Source organism: Brevundimonas intermedia (assembly GCF_004614235.1).
GTDB lineage: Bacteria > Pseudomonadota > Alphaproteobacteria > Caulobacterales > Caulobacteraceae > Brevundimonas > Brevundimonas intermedia_A.
The window spans coordinates 507,292-527,453 of sequence record NZ_SPVH01000006.1 but is presented as its reverse complement, the minus strand read 5'-3'; the positions used below and the strand labels follow the sequence as shown (position 1 = coordinate 527,453).

Sequence of the window (20,162 nt, the reverse complement as noted above, 5' to 3'; positions counted from 1 at the left end):
CGTTTCGCAAGGGGTGTTTGTCGGCGAAACACCGATCATGACTAGTCGCAACCGTGGAGATAGCTTGCTGAGCCGGTGTTTCTGTTGATGCTGCTCGGAAAACGCCCGGTTCGGCCACTAGACTTCGACCGTGACACCTGGACCTGGGGCGTATGCGGACATCGTCATCCGGCCTCCGCAGCCTAGGCGTGGACACGCCGCTGACCGCCCCCAGGGGCTCCAGGTCGGCCCTCTCTGTCGGATGATCTTCTGGGGATCGGCACCGATTGCCAGCTGACAGGCCTGACACTTCAGCGTGAGGCTCCAGCACTTGCGCTCCATGTCACTGATCGTTGGGGCGTAACCCTGCCAGTTTTGACGGGTCCAGAATCGATATTTGGCGTTGAAGCCCACTACCGGCCACCTTTGGCCGCCCAGGCTTTCTCAGCTCTGGCCAAGGCCTGGACCTGGGCCGCTCGGTGGCCGTCGTCGAAACAGGCTGGGTTCAGCTTGATCCGAAGCAGCGGCTCACCCGCCATCGATTTGCGCCGCTCAACCTTCAACTCTTCTGGGTAGACGCCACACCGTTGGCATCGGAAGCGCATCCGCTGAAGAGGTTGGTCGGCCAGCCGAGACCCAATCTTCCAGAGACAAACCTCGCGGATCAGGCGACATCCAAGGCAACTGAAGGTGATGTAGATTTCACTGTCGGAGACGAGGTCACGTGCGGTGACGCTGTAGTCCTTCCACGTCGATTCAGGCCGGGCTCGCATACCGGAAACTCGCGCTGGGACGCCACGACCCACGCGCCTCATAACTCACTTCGAGCTCGGGCGTTCATGGTTCGTTCTATTTCTTGTGGATTGTCACTGCGGATCGCTGAGCGGACCATGTGGTTTTCGCTACGGCAATACACGCCACAGAATTTGCGTCGGACGTATAACTTTAGTTCGATTTGCCTCGTTTGAGGCTGGCGCTTGCTCGACTTCGGAGGAAACCGGGTCGATCTCTCCCCTCAGACCGGCGGCGACGCCAGATTAATGTTTGGAGAATGGCCATGAAGATTATTGCCGCCGCCGCTGCTCTTGTTCTGATCGCACTTGCGTCGCCTTCTTTGGCGCAGTCGAATTCCTCTACCACCGGTTCGGGTTCGATCACCGTGATCCGCCCCCTGACGCTTACCAAGACCGCCGACCTGAAGTTCGGCACCGTGGTTCGCCCGGCGACGGGTTCAGGCACGGCCGTGATCAGCGCCGCCGGCGCCCGCTCCGTCACCGGCGGCGTGGTTGGCCTGAGCTCAGGCGACGCCCCGGCCGCTGCCGCCTTCACGGTCGCCGGCGAAGGCGGCCAGTCGGTCTCGGTCACCGTCCCGGCCTCCTTCTCGATGGCCAACGGCACCGACACCCTGGTCGTCACCACCTCGAACAGCCTGACGGGTTCGGCCGCCAGCCAGACCTTATCGAACGCCCTTGGGTCGGCCGGTTCGCTGGCCTTCAGCGTCGGCGGCTCCGTTCCCGTCGGTGCGACCACAGCCACGGGCGTATACACCGGCACCTTCACTGTCTCGGCAGCCTACAACTAAACTCAAACGTGGCCTGTGGGTCGCGATAGGCGGATATGTCGCTCCACCCGGAGGGAGTTTGGCGGTAACACTGGGGCAGGAAGCTTCTACAGTTGCGTGGGCGTCGAGATGGTCGTGCGTTGGCTTTGGCTGATTTTTGCAGTTGCTGTTCTGAGCGTCGCTTCTGGAGCTCAGGCTCAAGTGAGCTTGTCGCCTCGTACCGCACCCTCCCTCGGCACCACCATTCGTGGTTCCAGCGCGACGACGTTTTCCATCAGCAATACAGGTGCGGTAAGCCGCCTCAACGGTGATGCGATCCGGTTGTCGAACAGTTCCGTGACCGTGCCGACGGTTTCCTTCAACTGCGGGCTGCTCAACTTAGGCGGCCTGTGCGCCCTTAGGCCGGTTCGCATCACAATCGCCTCAGCGAGCACTGGTTCAATCGCCATATCTAAGTTCCGCGTCTCCGGCCTAAGAGGCGGGACGTACCGAACCGGGGCTCCGCCCGCTGACGCCCAAATGATCGTTTTCGATCTCAATGCGATTGGTCTGCTTTCGACGGTCAGCTTTAATCTCAGCATGGACGTCGTTTTACAGGGCGGCGCGTCGTCGGGAGTTCACAGCTTCCCATACACGATCACCGTTCAGCTCCTTTGAAGGTGACGATCCCCCTGCCGTTATTTCTTAACTGACAACTCGGCACTCCGTTCTCTACCAAGAGCGTCAGAAACAGGGATGCCCTCTGACCACCCGTTTCTGATGTTGGCGGCGTCCGCATTGGGAACGCGGGTCACTGGGGTTTGAACTCGACACGCAGCGCCGTGAATGTCTCCGTTCCGCGATTTTGCACGGCATGCAGGCCTTCGGGTGGTGACGAAACGGCACCGGTCAAAGTTTCGGCGGGAGCGTCTATGCGGCGCGCCTCGACCGGAAGGCCATTCTTCAGCTCGTAGCTGATGTAGGTGATTGCCTGCGCCTTTTCGAAATACATGATGCTTGGCCACGCATGATCATGAACCGGCTCGGTTGCCCCCGGTTCGATGGTGACCCGCAGCACCCGCACGCTTTCGTTTTCTAGCAAGACTTGGTGACTTGTTGGGGCGGCAGCGACGGCATCGAAGTTGAAGATTTGTTGCGCTCGTACAGGCGTTGCAAGAACGAGCACCAGGGTCAGGGAAGCGAGGGGCCTGATCATTGTCGGGTCCGGTTCTAATGGCTTACCCAACATCATTATTTGAGATGCCCTGGAGAGCAAGCGGAACTGATCGTTTCCACCCGCAGCGACCACGGCGGTGACTACATTCTAGCGTCGCGTTCAAGGTCTGCTTCTAGCACCGAAGGCCAAGACCGAAATCGACCCATTGCGGACGTGGGTAGAATGCAGGAAATCTCGGTCCAAATGCTTGGCAGGGCATCATGAAGAAACATTCAAAAGGATACGCCCTTCTCCAGGCGATCGCGTGGTGCGGCGCGTTATGTGCGGGCCTCACGTTCTACGGCCTCCGCGAGAACCTTCTTTCACCCGCAATCGCATTAGTTCTAATCGCAGGGATCGTGGCTGGCGCGTTGAGCATCAACTGGCTCCGCAAGGCGACCTGACGAATCCTGCTGGCTCATCTCAACCCTTTAAACTGGATCGAGCGCGTAACGTCGACAGCGACCGCTTCGAGCCATCGAGCCGATGGCCGTTTTTAGCGGCGAAGCCCACGACCGACATCGACCCATGACAGACATTGGTCCCGTTTGCCTCGGCGACTCCACAATCCGCGTTCATCGTGCGAGCCTCTCCAGCTAGCTACTTTGGAGAGCAAGCGTTGAACGCCATTGAAAATGTTGTCGTCGGCTTGGGTCTCGCCGCTCTTGTTGGCGGAGCGGGGGTTAGCCAAGAGCCATCCAACGAGAGCATTCCGCACGTGACGTTGGAGGTAGCGGGAGATGCTGACCACACCATTCAGCACACGATAACAATCAGTGCAGAGGGGCCTCGCCCGGTTCGGACCGAACGAGATTTGGAAAGGCTTGGCTGGACGGCCACCCGAGTTTCGGCACGGGGAACAGACCGCATAACCTCAAACGATTGTCCCGCCTTGAGGCAATTGGCACGCAGCTTTCGCGATTTGCCCGCCATTCATAACGACACTTTGGCCACGCGAACCTTTAGTGAAACCTCGACAAATTTGCCCACGATGAAGGACGGCTTCTCGACCCAGATCCGATTTGTTTCAGCCGCAGTATCGGTGGAGGCAGCAGGCGGGCCTTACGGCAAATGGGGACATGATGTCGTGTCGGCGCTACTTTTGTGCTGGCAGCCTTTGATACCGGCAAACTCAAGTCGATACTGGGAGCGGAATACGCCAGAAGATGAGTAGAGGATGGCGCTAGTTGCGCCAGCACTGTGCCTTCTCACCCCTGGCTGAGGTCCACAGCCAACGCTTCCCGGCAGGGCGGCCAAGGTCTGCTTCGGAAGGCGAAGCCCGAGCCTGAAACGACCTGTTGCGGACTTTACGCGGGCATCTAATCTGCCGTTCCCAAACGGAGGTGGAATGACCCGATTGTCTCTGGCGGTGGCTCTTTTTACTGTGGCGGGTCAACAAGTGACGACTGATCGCCCGGAGTGCTGCGGTGCGGACAACCGCGTTATCGTCGTGAGTGCTGACGACAACGTCGCGATCGCGCTAGGTAGAAGCCTTAAGTTGGACGATGGCAGCAGGCGGTTTTTCACCTATGCAGTGTATCGGCACGGCCTGCCCGAAACCGATTGGACTACCCCCGCGTATCAAGAAGGTGCGCTGGATGTTCGCTGTGACGAACGAACAGCGAGAGTCGCATTCTTGAGGCTCCATCGCGGCAACGGCGATCCGTTAGTTAGCGTCCTCATCGCGAACAATGACGCACCATTCTCACGCCTGACCGAGCCCGCCATACAACGCCAGTTCGACGTGGCTTGCGGCAACGACGAGCGTGTGTCCTACGAAGATTACGGTCGGTTTATGCAGGCCTACGGATTGAACGACGGCAGAACACCGGCGGTCAGTCCCGGTCCGATGGTGCCGTAGCGAAGTCCGCCTAACCACCCCTAGTGGTCGTTGGCTGCGTCTGCTGTCGGGCACGATCGGCCAGGCCCGCTTCCGGCACCTGACGCCACGGCCGAAATCGACCATAATGGACTTTGAACTCTGCCAGGCGAGCACACGCTGTGTCCGGGAACGGTCTTTCGCTAACTGCCGTTTTACAGTGGAGCTAACAGACGGAGGAGTGAGCGTGCCCAAGTATGTTTTTCATCTTCACGACGGCCCCGACGTTCCCATGAAATCAGAGATGGTCCTTGCTCCCGACGATGAGGAGGCGCGGGATCTCGCCGGGCTGCGCCTGACCTTGAGTAGGTCATACACCCATGTGGAGGTTGAGCGGGACGGTCAAGAAATCTTCAGGCTAAAGCGCGACAGTCAGACCGATCGGACACCTGCCCCATGACGATGGAGCCTTTGCCCACGGAAGGGACAGGCTGTTTGGATATCCGGCCTGATGGTCATGCCCGAGTTCGACCCAAAGCGGACAATCGCCCCACTTCCCTCGTGCTTACTCCCCGGGACCGCCGATTGATTTGTCCTTGGCAGCGTCAAGGCTGGATCATACCGTCCGTGAAACAGACGAGGGCAAGAACCAATGGGTCAACTTCTGCGGAACGGTTTCCCGCTCATCGGCGCGGTATTCCTCGCGTTGGGCGTCTTCAAGCTCGTTCAGGGTGATAGTTGGGTGGTGTGGATCATCCTCGGCATCTTGTTCGGTGGTCTAGGTGTATTCAGCCGACGTAGTGGCAAGAAGCCATAGCCAGCCATCCATCAAGGTCCGCTTTCCGGTCTGACGGTGGGGGCCGCTTTCGACCCACAGCGGACGCTAAGAGCGGCCGCTTCGGGAGTTGCGTTTAGGCAAAGGTCCGCTTTCGGCAGCCCGGCCACCGTCAGCTATCACCTAAGCGGACCAGCCACTCACCAGCGGCCAGTTTAGGCTCCTATGGCTCATGCAGGTCGACCTCATCAGAACTTCACGAACGCGGACGCCACAAAGGCACCGGCATCGACGTCACTGTCGATCCATGTCAGCGCCAGCGTCGCGGGTCCAAAATCACGCTCAGCGCCCACGGCCCAGTCGGATTTGCCGTCAGGCGCGAAGGCACCGTCCTCATACCCGACCGTGCCTGACACCGAAATCGGCCACCCGTCAGGCGCGTAGGCCAGTCCGGCCCAACCATATCTGTTGTCTTCGTCGGACAGAGCGTCTTGTGCCGGGGCATAGGCAACTCCGACGGTCCAAGTCAGCGGGCCCACGGTCTGGCCGATCTGGACGGGGGCCTCGAGATAGTTGACGTCATCCCCATCCGGATACCGATAGGCCGACACAGCTGCATCCACGTCAAAACCGGCGAGCATACCGGCCCATCCGAACGAGCCCGTGACCTCGATGTCCGCCCCGTCGCCGTCATCGCCGATGCCGTACTCGTCGATCGATGACACGAAGGCGTCGCCGTAGAAGCCCGAGGTATGGCCTACGGTCACCCCGGCCTGTAGCGCGGGGTCGCCATTCGACAGTGAATAACCTCGATAGCGGTAGTCGCTGACTACCCCGGCGGTCGCGTCGAGCGACCACGGCGACTGGGCCAGAGCTGGAGAGATCGGGGCCAAGAGAACGATAGAAATGATGATGGCTTTGATCATGGCTGGCCTCATGCAGCCACGGAGGCCGCGTCGGAATGGGATGGAACGAGCAGGGCGTCCACGGCCTCGATGAGGGCCGCCGGTCGAATGGGCTTTGGCAGGTGGAGGTCCGATCCCGCCGCCATGCTTCGCGTGACGTCGTCGTCCATGGCGTTGGCGGTCAGAGAGATGATCGGCGTGCGGTCAAGCCCGTGTTCGACCTCGTGCTGCCGGATCAACCGCGTCGCCGTCAGCCCGTCCATGCCCGGCATCTGGACGTCCATAAGGATCAGATCGAAGGCTGAGGCCTTCACGAGCGCCAAAGCCTCCGCCCCGTCCTGCGCTAGGGTCATCACGATGCCAAGCGGCTCAAGGATGAGGCTGACGACCTGACGGTTCACTGCATGATCGTCGGCATAGAGGATCCGCAGCTCGCGCGCCTCGTTCGTCTCTCGCGCCGCCGCGAGGGGCGCGGCCGGCTCGTCACAGTCCAACAGACGCTCAAGTTGAAGGTGCGCGAAAAAGGTCGATCCTTTGCCGGGAACCGATCGAACCGAGACCGATCCGCCCATCATCCGCGCCAATGAAACGCAGATCGCGAGGCCCAGCCCGGTCCCGCCGAAGCGACGGCTGATGGATGCGTCGGCCTGCTCGAATCTTTGAAACAGGCGCGCGGCGGTCGATCGATCGAAGCCGATGCCGGTGTCGCTGACAGAGAGGCATAATTTGCCATGATGATGACGACGAGCGGTAATCCGAATGCTTCCGTATTCGGTGAACTTCACGGCGTTGCCGACCAGGTTCGAGATCACCTGCGCGACCCGTGTGCGATCCCCCGAATAGACGCCGGTCGCATTCGGGTAGATTGTCAGAGTCAGCTCGACGCCCTTGGCGGCCGCCGTTGCACCGTGAAGCTGGGCCGCTGATCGGAGCACCTCGTCCAGTGCAAACGGCGCAACGTCAAACTGCAGCATGCCGGCTTCAAGCTTTCCGACGTCCAGGATGTCGTTGACGACATGCTCCAGCGTGTGGCCGGAGGAGACGATGGTCCGCGCCATCTCTCGTCCGCGATCGTCTGTCTGGTGATGATGCAGAAGTTCGCTCATGGCGATGATGCCGTTCAGCGGCGTTCGAAGCTCATGGCTCATATTGGCCAAGAACTGCGACTTGGCCGCGTTGGCGGCTTCCGCCTCCGCAAGCGACCGGTCTAGAGCCTCCTCGTTATAGGCAAGATCACGGATCAGGCGATAGATGCGCATCCCGCCAAAGACGAGCGAGGCCAACAACACGGCGACCAGCCCCGACAGCGCCGGTATGGCACCAACGAGGAGAGCGCCGCCGGGGCTGTCCGGCGTCCAGCCGATGATGCCGATAATTTTGCCGTCAGTCGCCACTAACTGCAGTTGCGCTGGCGAGGTTGGCGCCATGGGCGAGAGCAACCGGGGACCCGACAGCATGAGGTCCCTGGCGAGCGTGCCGACGAATGTTCTCGCAGAGATACCAGAGGCAACGATGGGATCTCTGACTCCGGGATGATCGTGTGCAGCGTCCTCCGGAACGACAGTGGAGACGCTGATGAAGTAGGGCTCATCGCTGACTAGCACGAGGGCTTCTCGCGTGCTGACGGCCTCCAGGCCAAAGGCCGTTCTGCCACCCTCGGACCGCAGGTGTTTCGCGCCTCTTCGGATCTCGTCGACAAGGGGCCTCACGGCGTCCAGGAAAGCGCGTTCGGCCTCAGGAGCAACGGGCTCACTGTCCCGTGACGCATACACGGGCTTCCCATCGCCATCTAGCGCCACGGTCACTTCGTGGCTCATATAGTCCGCGTAGTAGTCGCCGTAGTTGACCTGCATCCAATCAAGATCGCTGGCGAGCGTCATTTCGTACGCCTCGTTCCAAACCGTTGCGGACGTCACATCTTCCCGCAGCCCTTCGAGACGTCTTTCGACACGCCGCTCCGTCAGCCGAACCTGGTTTCGGACACTCATGTTGTCGAGCACGGAAGCCGAGTAGGCAACCATGCCTCCGACCGACAGCATCAGCGCGGCGACGGCGATGATCGCGAATAGCAGTATGCGCAGCAGTTGCGCTCGCGTTGCCGCCGATTCTTCAGACATAGTCCCCTCACCAAATTTCAGGATAGGAGAGAGGGCTTAAACTCAACTTAATCAGTGGGCTGATCAGCGGCTGCCCTCCGGGTTCGGCGCTGGTGCGTCGCCATCGAAACCTCGCCAGGCTGATTAGCCTGCTCGGACGCTACCTCAAAAGGCAATGAGTTGTGCCTTCTGCGTGATGGCTTAGATGAGATCAGTTGCTCTGCCTTCACCGTTGGGCCAGACGGGATTTCGGATGAACCTCTGCCATCTGACCGCTAACCACCCTATCGTTTGGGGAGTTGACCAAGACCAACAGTGCATCGAGTTGGCGCGGAGGGCAGTTGAGCGAGTAGCCCAAACTAGCATTGTGGTTCGCCAAGGCCGCCCAGAGGACTACCCTGATCTGCTGCGGCAGACCGCCCAACCCATCGTTCACTAGTCGCTCTGGGGCCGTTGTCGCATTCCGACCCGTTGCGGACGTTTTCGAACGCGCTAACCTCGACGAATGAGCGAGCCTCTGGATGCCTCCCTCGTCCGCAACTGGTTGGCGGGACGTTCCATCGCACGGGGCCTGCCCGCACCCGTTGATGCGCGTGGTGGCTGGCGCGTGGACACCTGTCAGCCAAACGAGAGGTCGCGCTACGTTTTCATGGAGGTGAGCGAAGACCTTCGGAAACTCGCGCTGGCGACGACAGACCCGTTGATCGCCCTCAAACTGTGCGGAACAGTCGCCTCCTTACGACTCGTAGTCTCCTCGCGGTGGGAGGTTCAAGAGGGCGGATACTTCATGACGCTCACTGGCAAAGCGCATGCTCGCCGTGCCGTCCCTCCCGGCTATAGAGCCGAAGTCGCGGAGCAGGATGGTCTGATTACAGCACGTATCTTCGCTTCGAACGGAGAACTTGCGGCCAGCGGATACGGAGCGAGCGCGAGCGGTGTCTTTGTCTATGATCGCATTGTGAGCCAGCCACAGCACAGGCGACGCGGCCTTGGATCGGCAATCATGACGCTGCTTGCGAGTGCGAGCGAGGAGCCGAAGTCGGCGCAAGCGTTGGTGGCGACCGACGAAGGTCGTGTGCTCTACGAAAATATGGGCTGGGTGGTCAGGTCTCCATGGACCACGGCTCTGATCGCAACTCCTGATGTCCGCTAACCACCCTTAGTCGCCGTTCGGAAGGTCCGCTCCTAGCAGGGGCCGCCAAGGTCAGCTTTCTGAGGGGATGCCAACTTCGTAATCCGACCCATTGCAGACATCGATGGCGGCGGCGATAGTTTGCTGATGAAGGGCACAATCCTCAGCATCTTACTTGGGTCGGCGGCTCTTGCGGCATGCGTGCCCGCCAAGAACTCGGTCGATGTGGACACGTCAGGATCGCCAAACGTCTCGGGTGTGGTGGTCCTGTGCGATAGGGAAACACGTCTGACCGCGCGCGGAGATCACTTGACCGCTGGGGTGCCGATCACCTGTGAAGGGTCCGGTGAAGTTCGGCTGCGTTCGGGAGATGGTGCCAGCGCGACATGCCAGATCGGCTATGTGACCCCAGGAGCAGTCCAAGAGTTCTACTTCGTGCTCCAACGCGGTGAGTGCACCCCTGTTCGCACCGAGGTGCGATAGTCCGCTAACCACCCATTGCAGACGCTCAGAATGTCGGCTTACGGTGGGCATGGAATGTCGATTCAACCGGGATTCTGCCATCGCCAGGAACGCATCGCCAAATGACTGATCAGCCGACTTCATCGCTTCTCGACATGACGGTTGGGATCGTGGCCAACTACCTCTCGAACAACAACTTGGCACCGGAGCGGATCGGCGATCTGATCTCGTCCACTCATGCGGCCCTAGCGAACGTCGGCCAGCCTGAACCGCAAGCTGTCGAAATCTACGCTCGTGCCAGTGCTGGCCAAATCCGGAAGTCGATCGTCGATGAGGGTCTAGTTAGTTTCCTAGACGGTCGAACCTACAAGTCGTTGAAGCGCCACCTATCGTCGAACGGGATCACCCCAGACGAATATCGCGATCGATATGGCCTGCCCTCCACCTACCCGATGGTGTCGCCTGCCTACTCGGCCCGTCGGTCGGAACTGGCAAAGTCGATTGGGCTGGGCGCGAAAGGTCGCAAAGCTAAGCCTTCTTCAGATGCTCCGAAGGCATCCACGAAGCGGGGCCGTCCCACGAAGTGAACTCCTGGCAGCGCGGGCCATGCAGGTATGGCGCAGGTCGGAATTTGTCGCGTTTCCGCGCTAACGATCTTTAACTAGGAAACTCCCGAACTACCCCCTCGGCCCAAACTGGGAAGGCTGTGGGTGGAGAGCTTTCAGCCTGAGCGAAACGCTGCTAGAAGCGAGGCACGGCTTGAATTTGGTGGGTAAGCTTCCATCGAATTCGTAATGATGGGGTCAGGTGTTCGAGTCACCTAAGCGGCACCACCACTTCCAGCAGGAACGGACGACGGAAGCGCGCGAAAGCGCGCAAATCCCAGTCCATACCCCGTCCCCACGCTGGAGTGCCTCTAGCCATAGTGGGGCATTCGTAATGAGGGGGTCGCGTGTTCGAGTCACGCAAGCGGCACCACCTTTTCAGAGTAGCGATAGCTTTGAAGCCGGGCCGGGATGGGCCGCAAGGCGCTTCCGCTTGGGAGATTCGTGGGTGCCCAGTGGGAAGGGCCTTCGCGTCACACTCTCAGCGGAACCTCCAGTTCTCCCCTTACGAGAAAATCGGCGGCGCATAGGCGAAGCAATGGGATCAACTGACTAGCAGCAGGCCTCGTTGACCTCACACATTCAGCTTGGCCAGGATTTCGTCGAACCGGTGGAGCGCTTCCTCCGCCTCAGCCTCGGCCTCGCGCGCAGCAAGCATAAGCTGATCAGGATCTGGCCGGTCATCCCCCTGCGCGAGCCTCCCCATCGCCACCAAAGCTAAAAGGCGGCGACCGCTCTCGAAACGGCTGGAGGTCCGCATACGGGGGAGCACATCCAGCAGCGCGACGGGAAGACCTGATGTCGCAGTGGGGATCATGCGTCACACCCTCCAGCCATATGCCGCATAACCCAAGCTAATCAACCTCTCTAGTTGTGCAGGGGGCGTCGTGGGACGGCAGGAACGGTTTTTGGAGGTCCTCAAGGAACTCGGTGGAAGCGCAGGGAACGGACATCTCCGGAACGAGCTCGGCTGGCAGGAAGAGACCTATGAGCGCGCGCGCGACGCACTGGTTGAAAGCGGGCTGATCTTCAAAGGGCGAGGACGCGGAGGGTCAGTCGCGCTGGCCGAGGCCGCTCGTCCACAAGTGAGGGTCGTTGCCCCTTTCGGCGCTAAAGCTCAGGACCGAAACCGACCCATAGCGGAAGTTGCGCCCAAGACTTAGGCTCGTCTGCATGAACCAGCTGACTATACGTGTGGTACCCGATGGCGACGGGGTCTGGCAGATACATTTCGATCTGCACACCGAGACCTTTTCAGGTCGCGGCTGGTTCTGGGGTGCGCCGGAAAGCCTAACGGAGTTTGCCTCGGAGTTGAGCACCTATCCCCTGGCAAATGAACCTGCACTCGTCCTGGGTTACGATCAGATGCAGGGCGACGACATAATGCTGCACCTGCGCATCCGACACAGCGGAACCTTGGGTGCTCTTGAAGCTAGGGCCGAGATCACCGACAGAGACGACCCCACCTGTCGCCTAAAGGCCAAGCTTCTGACTAGCTACGCCAGCTTAGATCGCTTCGTGCCTCAACTGCGTGCCCTCGCCTCCGGGACTCGAAGTGAGGCGGTCTTGCTGGGAGGCTAGGTCCGCTCTCCACCTTGGCGGACGACGCGACGACCGCTTTCCGGCCTAAAGGCCAACGTCCGCTTTCGGCACCGAATCCCAAGGCTGCACACGACCCATTGCGGACATTATCATGTCCATCGATGATAACGTCCGTAACAGGGTCGGAGAGCTGGTTTGCTCATCACGCTTGCAGGGCGATATCACAAGAGGCTGTGCCAACTTGGCTCGGGTACAGAGCCTGCTCGGCTAGCCTACATCGCACCGGCTGTTTCGATCCCTTGGTCGGTCGCACTTCTTCCCGGCGTGGCTTGCGCTTTTCTGCTCAACACGGGGAAAACAATCCCACTTAGCTATGCGGACTCTTCCATCCTGAGATGGATCCTTCTCGCTGGCTTGGCGATCCCGTTGGTGGGAATGGCCTACGCAAACATCACAGTTCTAGTTTGCTGCTTCCATACCGAGGCCCGTGGCAATCGATAAGGCGATGTCCGCTTTCCACCCAAAACAGCGGTCGGCAGAGTCCGATGTCCGCCCCTGACGCCAATGTCGGCTTAACGGCTCGGATCGAATTTCGTGGTCCGACCCGTTGCAGACATTAGCCCTTTGGCGTTCACTCAGGTGATGGCCGACGACATCGCTCGATCAGCAGATGCTATCCGCGCCCATGTGGTCAGCGCGCTGAAGCGCGTCACCATGAGAGAGGACGCAATCACCGAGACAACAGAACTCTATTACGATCTGGGTCTCGCCGGTGAGGATCTGGGTGATGCCATTGACGCGATCAGGGAACCGTTCGGCACGGACTTCAGCCTTATGGACTTGAGGCAATACGCGCCAAACGAGGTGGCGCATAACTTTGGACTGAACCTTTTTCGAGAGTTTCGCGAATGGCGCGGTGAGCGAACCTATCGCAGTCTGACCGTTGGAAGCCTCATCACGACGGTTCAGATCGGATCATGGAACGACCGTTAACAACCCCTAGCTGACGTAGACCGGGACCGCTTTCCGGCCAGTGGGCCAACGTCCTCTTTCGGCGACGAAGCCCAGGACCGAATTCGACCCATTGCAGACCTTCAACGGTTATCTGACAAGGGACACATGGGCAGTTTCCCCTTTTTCGAAATAGCTGTCGGTGCCGTTTTCATCCACATCGTTAGTGGCTTGTTGGCGGTAACCATCGAGGCAATTTGGAACGGTGGTGGCTGGACAAAACACCTTTGGCGGGCCGGGCCGTGGGTGACGATCCGCTTATTCACGGTCGAGCGTCACGGTGTAAGGTTCAGAGCGTCTTGGTGTTTGATATTGATTGCCAGAACGACCGTCGTCATCTTCGCTGTGGCGTTTGTTTTATCAATAATGACAACCTGACCGGATGTCCGCTTACCACCCCTAGCTGAACCGCGCGGAGTCCGCTTTCAGACCGTCACCGGAATGTCGGGTTTCCCGCGGGACGCCAACTTCGCAAGCCGATCCGTTGCGGACCTTCGCGGCCGCTGCGGACCCGTGGCAGTAGCGCTGGGTTTGACGCGGACCCAGGCTGCCCTAAGCCCTAAGCAAATCGTCCCGCGAATATGCCAACGGCGACGACGATGCAGGTAGCGATGGCGCCAACGATTTGCATGGCGAGCAGTACGATCAGCGACTTTCCCACACCCGGCCCGTAGCTCTTGTACCAGCGGCCCCTACCCATCCGGAGGAAGGCGACCACCCCCATTAAGGAGAACAGAACCGTGAATGCCATCGCTACGGCGCTCGCGCCGTACATGAACCATGAGAACGGCAGCATGAGCACGGTCCACGCATTCAGGTAGGCGAGTGAGGCTCGGACACCGCGACGCCACTTAAGGTCTTCGGGGTCCCACCAACGGAACAGGGGCGTCGTGAAGACAATAAGAAGCGAAGCGGTGAGGGGTACCATTACGAGCGACATCCAATTGTCAGCGTCGCCCACGAAAGCGTCTCGCGATTTCCCTGACTGCTCGAGCACGCTGGTGAGCAGTTCCGGAGGAAGTGCATCCAGCAGATAGCCGAACCCGCCTCTCAAAAAGCAAATCAGCATTAGGATGGCGTTCAGAGCGAGGTAGAGCTTCAGCGGCCTCGAGTAAGCACCGCCGCCCATCGGCCCGTGGGCCATCCATGCTTCGAGAACCGCCTTTGGTCGAATCAGCAGGTCTCGAACCGTTCGTAGATCAGTTCCGCCGAAGCCCAGCGTGTCGTCAGACAGATCGTTCAAGACCTGCTTGCTTGCCTCTTTTTCGCCGAACATCCGTATCTCCCAGGCGGACGTACGCGAAGGTCACGACGATCCTCAAACGTCGACCCGACTCCTACGCAGAAGGGGGGCAGTCAAGTAGTGATTTCCAACGTCCGCAAACCACCCCTAGATGATGTCGACCGCGACCGCTGTCTGGCCTTGGGGCCAACGTCTGTTTCCGGCGCGGAAGATCAAGACCGAAATCGACCCGTTGCGGACGTGAGTTGAATGCGGGAAACCTGGGTCCAAATGCTAGGCAGGGCATCATGAAGAAGCATTCAAAGGGATACGCCCTTCTCCAGGCAATAGCGTGGTGCGGCGCGTTATGTGCGGGCCTCGCTTTCTACGGCGCGCGCGAGAACCTTCTTTCACCCGCAATCGCATCGGTTCTAATCGCGGGGATCATGGCTGGCGCTCTGAGCATCGTTTGGCTCCGCAAGGCGAGATGAAGGATCCTGCCTGCCTCCTTCAACCCTCAGACGCGATCGAACGCGTAGGCGTGTAGTGAGTTGGACGTCTCGTTTGGTGCTATGTGGAAAGTTCGCAAACCGACCCCATCGCGGACATTCAGACTGCGTTGGCAAAGTCGGCGATGCTCGCCCGGTCTACCCACCAACACGATGCGTCGCCGCCTGAGCGCACCATGTCACCTTCACGATTGAGGGTTATTTCCTTCCCGCTCACCGCGAAGGTGCGACGCTGAATAACCCACTGTTCAAATGCATATCCATCACCCTCGGGGAATGCGGCAAAGACTGTCGCATTCCGCTTGGTCAGGTCCGTGCAAAACAGGCGAGGCTGCTGTTCCGCCAAGCACTTCAACGCGCCATCCCGCCAATGACTGGCGTAGTCCGCGCTGCTCCAGATCGCGAGGTTGCAGAAGACGGTCTCTACCATCTCACCTACGCGCACCGTTGCCGATCCATAGTCCATAGGCGCCGAGGAAGGCCCGCCTGCTCCGTCTCGTGGGAAAAAACCAAATCCGCTCATAAGCGTCACGCTATCGCAAAACGATGTCCGCTAACCACCCCTGACGGTCATCCAGCATGTCTGCTTTCCGGCCGATGCTAAAGGCTGAAATCCACCCGTTGCGGACCTAGAGCGGGTACTAGCTTCTTGTGGAATTCGCCCTTCGCGCAGGGGAGACTTGATTAGACGCATTCCGAATAAACGCCATCGCTTTCAAGCCAGACACCATAGCTCCTACGCGCGCTCCGGATGCCATCAAGGGATCGACAGATGCATCGGCCATCGCGAGTTGCTCAACGCGAGCCCAAGTGGACCTCATCTGCGCCGCTCCGGCTTCATTACCCCACGCGCTCTGTTCAGAGGTCCAACTCATCGCAATATTTCGTGCTGCGACCGCGCGTTGAGCGCCGCAAAGTCTGAGGCTCGATTGAACATCGTCGGGTAGGCTGTCTTGAAAGCAGTCTGGAAAGGACACGAACTCACACATGTCCCATTCCTCCATGCTCATGGGGTCGGTTACTTCAAGGCACGACTTCCATTCGTCAGTTCCACCCGGCACGTCGCATGTGGAAACGGTCGATTTTGCGCAGCCCTCCCATTGCTCAAGCGTCAAGGTGGTGGGCGAAGATTGAGCCGAAACCAACGCAATGACCGCTGCTAAAATCATAGCCCTGCTCCAACGACTGCATGGCCCACCTTGCAATTCAAAGTGTCAGCTTACCACCCCTTGCCGCAGTTCGGCGCGTCCGCTTTTGGGCTGTGGGGCCGATGTCCGCTTTTCGCGCTGGTGTCGATGTTGTGGTCCGACCCATAGCGGACAGTCGGGAAATCTGATCTGTTCGGCGAATGTTTCGAATCCGGTCCTTCATCCTCGGATATTTCCAAGTTCAAGGCGCGGTCATGGCTGTCGCCGCCCTGGCATTGGCGATCCTATTGGGCATCAGCGGCGACCCTGGAAACGCGGCGTTTGCCATCGTTGTCGCAGCGGCTTCAGTTGGCTTTGCTGTCCTCGCCGGTAGGATGAAAAAGACAGACAAGGCACGTGCCGACTTGTTCCCGCCCACGATCCGCTAACCCCCCCATAAACGAACTTCGGTTCACGACCCGTTGCGGACTTTAGCCGACGCCGTTCCCGGCTTCGATTGACCGAATGCGTAGGTCACAGATTCCTGCTGCGGACTGCAACAGGATCAGCCGGTTGCCAGCGTCCGGGTCTTCCCAAGTGATTAGTTTGAGAATGCCTTGGTCGCTCACGTTCGCGGGTTGCCCGTGGGCGGCGATAAGGCCATCGACGAGGGTAGCGCACCGTCGGAAGGGCACGTCGAAACGAATGAAGGTCAAACCGCGTGGGCTGTAGAAATACGATGCTTCGAGACTGATGCCGTAGAGTTCCACATCCCTCGCGCTCTGTTTCCGCGCATCGGACAGCAACATTCCCCGGCGAACAACTCGAACTCCGGGGACAGCGGCTGACACCTGTTCTGGCGTCATGCCCCACTCCGCGCCATCCCATCCGGAATAGGCTGGCAAAACGAAAATGTTGAGCCCGATTGTCGCTGCGACAGCGGCTAAAACAGATTGCATGGTCGGCTCCATTGCGAGGTTCTTGCAATGTTTCAGCCTAATGCCTGCAGCGCAACTTCCGCTTGCCACCCCTAGCTGAACCTCGCGGAGTCCGCTTCCGGACCGTCACCGGAATGTCGGGTTTCCGGCGAGATGCCAGTATCGCAAACCGACCCATTGCGGACGTTGACCGCATGGCAGATGCTTCTGGAATGAAGCCGGTCGTCGTCGCAGCGCTGTTACTCTTACCCACTGGCTGCGCGGCAGTTCCGGAGCAGTCGCTCGGCTACCCAGTCACTGTCGATCATCGGGACGGTCAGTGCCGCTATCTGATCCAAGATATGTGGATGTCCGAAATGGCTATGGTCGAACGATGGTTCGCCGCACTACAAGCGAGGCCCAATCAGGTGGATATCGTCTGGGGAGATGACCAAGACCAACAGTGCATCGAGTTGGCGCGGAGGGCAGTGGAGCGAGTAGGCCAAACTAGCATTGTGGTTCGCCAAGGCCGCCCCGAGGACTACCCTGATCTGCTGCGGCAGACCGCCCAACCCATCGTTCACTAGTCGTTCTGGGGCCATTGTCGCATTCCGACCCATTGCGGACATTCTTAATGAGGTCAATGTTGGCTGCATGATCATGCGCATTGGCAAAGCAGTGGGCTTACTTGGGCTAGGCGCGGCAATCATCTTGGTGGCCGCAATCCTTATGGGTTGGCCACCTTTGGCCGCGAGTGCACCCGAGGTGACCTTCACGGTGCACGATCGCGATGGGGAATCAAACTCGGGTAGAGCCGTAGTTCTGGATTTCTCGAACGCCCATCGGTTCACGCTACTCGGCCCCAGGAAGAAGCGATGAAGCCAGACACGCTGTATTCTCATCAGCTGTTTCGGTTAGATTCGCACATCTTCTTCCGGAGAGGTTTCAGGCCGGGGGAGACCGATGTCGATTTCCGTAAGAGCATCATTCCGTGGGGAAGATCAGCAGGGGAAGTTCGTCGCCTTGCGCACACATTCGAGCAACAGACGACCAGCCAAGGCTTCCTCGTTGAAACGCGCCAACCCGATGAGTGAGCGCTCCCGAGGTGCGCTGAGTGAGTGTCCGCTTCCACCCGTTGCAGACGCTCGCAAGGTCGGCTTACCGTGGGCATCGAATGTCGAACCGCTTGGGTCCGGCCATCACCAAAAGTGCATCGCCACATGACTGACCAGGCAATATCCTCGCTTCTCGACATGACGGTTGGGATCGTAGCCAATTACGTGTCGAACAACGACCTTCCGCCCGAGCGGATCGGCGATCTGATCTCGTCCACTCATGCGGCGCTCGCGAACGTCGGCCAGCCTGAACCGGAAGCTGTAGAAATCTTCGCTCGTGCCAGTGCTGGCCAAATCCGGAAGTCGATCACCGATGAGGGCCTGGTTAGCTTCGTAGACGGGCGCACCTACAAGTCCCTGAAACGTCACCTGTCGGCGAACGGTATCACGCCAAACGAATACCGCGATCGATATGGCCTGCCCTCCACATACCCGATGGTGTCGCCTGCCTACTCGGCCCGTCGGTCGGAACTGGCAAAGTCGATTGGGCTGGGCGCGAAAGGTCGCAAAGCTAAGCCTTCTTGAGATGCTCCGAAGGCATCCACGAAGCGGGGCCGTCCCACGAAGTGAACTCCTGGCAGCGCGGGCCATGCAGGTATGGCGCAGGTCGGAATTTGTCGCGTTCCCACGCTAACGATCTTTAACTAGGAAACTCCCGAACTACCCCCTCGGCCCAAACTGGGAAGCCTGTGGGTGGGGAGCTTTCAGCCTGAACGAAACGTTGCTAGAAGCTAGTCACGGCTTGAATTTGGTGGGTAAGCTTCCATCGAATTCGTAATGATGGGGTCAGGTGTTCGAGTCACCTAAGCGGCACCACTTTTCCGAGCGCGGTTCGCGCCGGAAGCGACGGCGAAAACTCCGTCACATATCCCATTGGTTGAATTCACACTCATCAGCACACGTAGCACTCCCTAGTGGAGCAGCTTTGGCTTGACGCCGTTGGCGTTTTGGGGCCATGGCGCCCGCATTAGTCCTGTCCGTAGGCCCAAATGAACGACGCAGTAGATCCCGTAGACATCGCCATCGGCGGCCGCATCCGCACGCGTCGCGAAGAGCTTCGCATCACGCAGGCGCAGTTGGCCGCCGGCGCAGGCGTCACCTTCCAGCAGATTCAAAAGTACGAGCGGGGCGTTAACCGCGTTTCCGCCGCCCGTCTGCTGCAGATCGCATCGGTCCTGAAGTCGACCGGCGCCGCCCTGCTGGGCGAGTTGGAGACGGCCGAGGGCGACGAGCTTGCGCTGGCCGCCCCTGGCGTCGCTGAACTGCTGGCCGCCTTCCGCGGGATCAAGGACGCCGCACAACGCGACGCCCTCTTGACCGTGGCCAAGGGCCTGCGCGGCTGATCAGCCGCGGTTGCTGATGCTCTTCAGCAACTGCTCCACCTCGTCCCGCCGATCCGAAGGCGCATCCAGAGCCGTGCCGGCGAGCCACGATTGAATCGCGGCCAGCGCGCGCATGTCGCGGCCGTCCGAACGGCCGGCGTCGGCTAGACCCTGACGAATGATCTCGATCATGCAGACCGCCTCGACCGCCGTGCTGGGCGCATGGTCCAGCAGGGTGGTTTCGGCCGCCTCCATCGGCGCCAGGTCCAGCTCGACCAGCAGGTTTTCGCCGCTGGCCGACAGGGATTGCGATCCGACCTGCTGGGCCAGATTGGCCGTCTCGAGCCACGAGCGGAACAGGGGCATGAAGGCGTTGGGGGTTTGGGTGTTCATTGGACTGTGACCTTGTGTGGCGCGCGAACGGTCGCGGGCCGTGATTGGGGATGGGCGTAGGGGGCGGCGCGCGCCTCCCAGACGCCGAAGAGGGCGAGGAGCAGGAGCTCGAACCAGACGACCATCCGGGTCGACACGATCGACCAGAGAAGGGCGTCGGAACCGGCGATCCCGGCCAGATGGGTCGAGACGGCTATAAGCTGGGCGCCGGTCGCCAGAAGCAGCCACCAGCGGTCGTATCGCAGCGCCAGCCCCACCAGCAGGCAGAACATGGCGAACGACAGCGACGCCACCCCCCATCGGAAATGCCCGATGAACAGGTGGTCCACGAACGGCGTGCCCCACTGCAGTGCGAACAGGGCGACGACGACAATCCGCTCGGGCGTGCGGCCTTTCCATAGCAGAAGCGCCATGACCGCGTAGGTCAGGCACTCCAGCAGCAGGGACAGCGGCGACCACATTCCCGCAGCAGCGA

21 protein-coding genes are annotated in these 20,162 nt (G+C 59.9%); 12 read left to right on the top strand and 9 right to left on the bottom strand.

The genetic code is table 11. The annotated features are described in order from the left end of the window. Nucleotides 1–1,036 precede the first annotated feature (1,036 nt). On the top strand, nt 1,037–1,561 hold the full coding sequence (locus tag EGY25_RS08860) for a DUF4402 domain-containing protein (protein WP_135194636.1): 525 nt from the start codon (nt 1,037–1,039) through the stop codon (nt 1,559–1,561). A 96-nt stretch (nt 1,562–1,657) separates the two neighbouring features. Continuing rightward, nucleotides 1,658–2,197 (top strand): hypothetical protein, encoded by a 540-nt coding sequence (locus EGY25_RS08855; protein WP_135194635.1) that lies wholly within the window; start codon nt 1,658–1,660, stop codon nt 2,195–2,197. A gap of 133 nt (nt 2,198–2,330) precedes the next feature. Here the strand turns inward: EGY25_RS08855 and EGY25_RS08850 are convergent, their stop codons facing one another. Then, entirely contained in the window at nt 2,331–2,735 is a 405-nt protein-coding gene (locus EGY25_RS08850) for a hypothetical protein (protein ID WP_135194634.1), read from the bottom strand. Between the two features lie 619 nt (nt 2,736–3,354). Between EGY25_RS08850 and EGY25_RS08845 the strand changes: the two genes are divergently transcribed. Beyond that, entirely contained in the window at nt 3,355–3,909 is a 555-nt protein-coding gene (locus EGY25_RS08845) for a hypothetical protein (RefSeq protein ID WP_135194633.1), read from the top strand. Nucleotides 3,910–4,083: 174 nt separating this feature from the next. Further along, nucleotides 4,084–4,596: a hypothetical protein gene (locus tag EGY25_RS08840; protein WP_135194632.1), complete on the top strand. Its 513-nt coding sequence runs from the start codon at nt 4,084–4,086 to the stop codon at nt 4,594–4,596. 981 nt (nt 4,597–5,577) lie between these two features. Here EGY25_RS08840 and EGY25_RS08835 read toward each other — a convergent pair. Next, the gene (locus EGY25_RS08835) at nt 5,578–6,255 is read right to left on the bottom strand and encodes a TorF family putative porin (protein ID WP_167762520.1); all 678 of its coding nucleotides are present in this window, start codon (nt 6,253–6,255) and stop codon (nt 5,578–5,580) included. A gap of 8 nt (nt 6,256–6,263) precedes the next feature. Further along, nucleotides 6,264–8,351 carry a hybrid sensor histidine kinase/response regulator gene (locus EGY25_RS08830; protein WP_135194630.1) on the bottom strand — a complete coding sequence of 696 codons (2,088 nt, stop codon included), beginning with the start codon at nt 8,349–8,351 and terminating at the stop codon, nt 6,264–6,266. A 484-nt stretch (nt 8,352–8,835) separates the two neighbouring features. On the opposite strand from EGY25_RS08830, the gene EGY25_RS08825 reads away from it, so the two are divergent. Together EGY25_RS08825 and EGY25_RS08820 are read left to right on the top strand one after the other, a co-directional pair. Next, the gene (locus EGY25_RS08825; protein WP_135194629.1) at nt 8,836–9,483 is read left to right on the top strand and encodes a GNAT family N-acetyltransferase; all 648 of its coding nucleotides are present in this window, start codon (nt 8,836–8,838) and stop codon (nt 9,481–9,483) included. Between the two features lie 563 nt (nt 9,484–10,046). Beyond that, the gene (locus EGY25_RS08820) at nt 10,047–10,511 is read left to right on the top strand and encodes a MucR family transcriptional regulator (protein ID WP_135194628.1); all 465 of its coding nucleotides are present in this window, start codon (nt 10,047–10,049) and stop codon (nt 10,509–10,511) included. A gap of 592 nt (nt 10,512–11,103) precedes the next feature. On the opposite strand, the gene EGY25_RS08815 is transcribed toward EGY25_RS08820, so the two are convergent. Beyond that, the gene (locus EGY25_RS08815) at nt 11,104–11,346 is read right to left on the bottom strand and encodes a hypothetical protein (protein ID WP_135194627.1); all 243 of its coding nucleotides are present in this window, start codon (nt 11,344–11,346) and stop codon (nt 11,104–11,106) included. 356 nt (nt 11,347–11,702) lie between these two features. Here EGY25_RS08815 and EGY25_RS08810 point away from each other — a divergent pair, with 356 nt between their 5' ends. Both EGY25_RS08810 and EGY25_RS08805 read left to right on the top strand, forming a co-directional pair. Beyond that, the gene (locus EGY25_RS08810) at nt 11,703–12,110 is read left to right on the top strand and encodes a hypothetical protein (RefSeq protein WP_135194626.1); all 408 of its coding nucleotides are present in this window, start codon (nt 11,703–11,705) and stop codon (nt 12,108–12,110) included. A 603-nt stretch (nt 12,111–12,713) separates the two neighbouring features. Further along, the gene (locus EGY25_RS08805; RefSeq protein ID WP_135194625.1) at nt 12,714–13,064 is read left to right on the top strand and encodes a DUF1493 family protein; all 351 of its coding nucleotides are present in this window, start codon (nt 12,714–12,716) and stop codon (nt 13,062–13,064) included. Nucleotides 13,065–13,641: 577 nt separating this feature from the next. Here EGY25_RS08805 and EGY25_RS08800 read toward each other — a convergent pair. Continuing rightward, entirely contained in the window at nt 13,642–14,358 is a 717-nt protein-coding gene (locus EGY25_RS08800; RefSeq protein ID WP_135194624.1) for a hypothetical protein, read from the bottom strand. Nucleotides 14,359–14,913: 555 nt separating this feature from the next. Next, a complete protein-coding gene (locus EGY25_RS08795) occupies nt 14,914–15,243 on the bottom strand; it encodes a hypothetical protein (RefSeq protein ID WP_135194623.1) in 330 nt (109 codons plus the stop codon). A gap of 972 nt (nt 15,244–16,215) precedes the next feature. On the opposite strand from EGY25_RS08795, the gene EGY25_RS16530 reads away from it, so the two are divergent. Further along, on the top strand, nt 16,216–16,389 hold the full coding sequence (locus EGY25_RS16530) for a hypothetical protein (protein WP_167762519.1): 174 nt from the start codon (nt 16,216–16,218) through the stop codon (nt 16,387–16,389). 42 nt (nt 16,390–16,431) lie between these two features. Here EGY25_RS16530 and EGY25_RS08790 read toward each other — a convergent pair whose 3' ends face one another. Continuing rightward, nucleotides 16,432–16,911 carry a hypothetical protein gene (locus tag EGY25_RS08790; RefSeq protein WP_135194622.1) on the bottom strand — a complete coding sequence of 160 codons (480 nt, stop codon included), beginning with the start codon at nt 16,909–16,911 and terminating at the stop codon, nt 16,432–16,434. 179 nt (nt 16,912–17,090) lie between these two features. Here EGY25_RS08790 and EGY25_RS08785 point away from each other — a divergent pair, with 179 nt between their 5' ends. From EGY25_RS08785 to EGY25_RS08775, 3 genes are all read left to right on the top strand, one after another. Next, nucleotides 17,091–17,444: a hypothetical protein gene (locus EGY25_RS08785; protein WP_135194621.1), complete on the top strand. Its 354-nt coding sequence runs from the start codon at nt 17,091–17,093 to the stop codon at nt 17,442–17,444. A gap of 633 nt (nt 17,445–18,077) precedes the next feature. Further along, nucleotides 18,078–18,497: a MucR family transcriptional regulator gene (locus EGY25_RS08780; RefSeq protein ID WP_135194620.1), complete on the top strand. Its 420-nt coding sequence runs from the start codon at nt 18,078–18,080 to the stop codon at nt 18,495–18,497. A 464-nt stretch (nt 18,498–18,961) separates the two neighbouring features. Then, nucleotides 18,962–19,315: a helix-turn-helix domain-containing protein gene (locus EGY25_RS08775; RefSeq protein WP_039246365.1), complete on the top strand. Its 354-nt coding sequence runs from the start codon at nt 18,962–18,964 to the stop codon at nt 19,313–19,315. Here the strand turns inward: EGY25_RS08775 and EGY25_RS08770 are convergent, their stop codons facing one another. Together EGY25_RS08770 and EGY25_RS08765 are read right to left on the bottom strand one after the other, a co-directional pair. Beyond that, the gene (locus tag EGY25_RS08770) at nt 19,316–19,687 is read right to left on the bottom strand and encodes a hypothetical protein (protein ID WP_135194619.1); all 372 of its coding nucleotides are present in this window, start codon (nt 19,685–19,687) and stop codon (nt 19,316–19,318) included. Beyond that, nucleotides 19,684–20,148 (bottom strand): hypothetical protein, encoded by a 465-nt coding sequence (locus tag EGY25_RS08765; RefSeq protein WP_135194618.1) that lies wholly within the window; start codon nt 20,146–20,148, stop codon nt 19,684–19,686. Before EGY25_RS08765 ends, EGY25_RS08770 begins: the two co-directional genes overlap by 4 nt. Nucleotides 20,149–20,162: the final 14 nt, after the last annotated feature.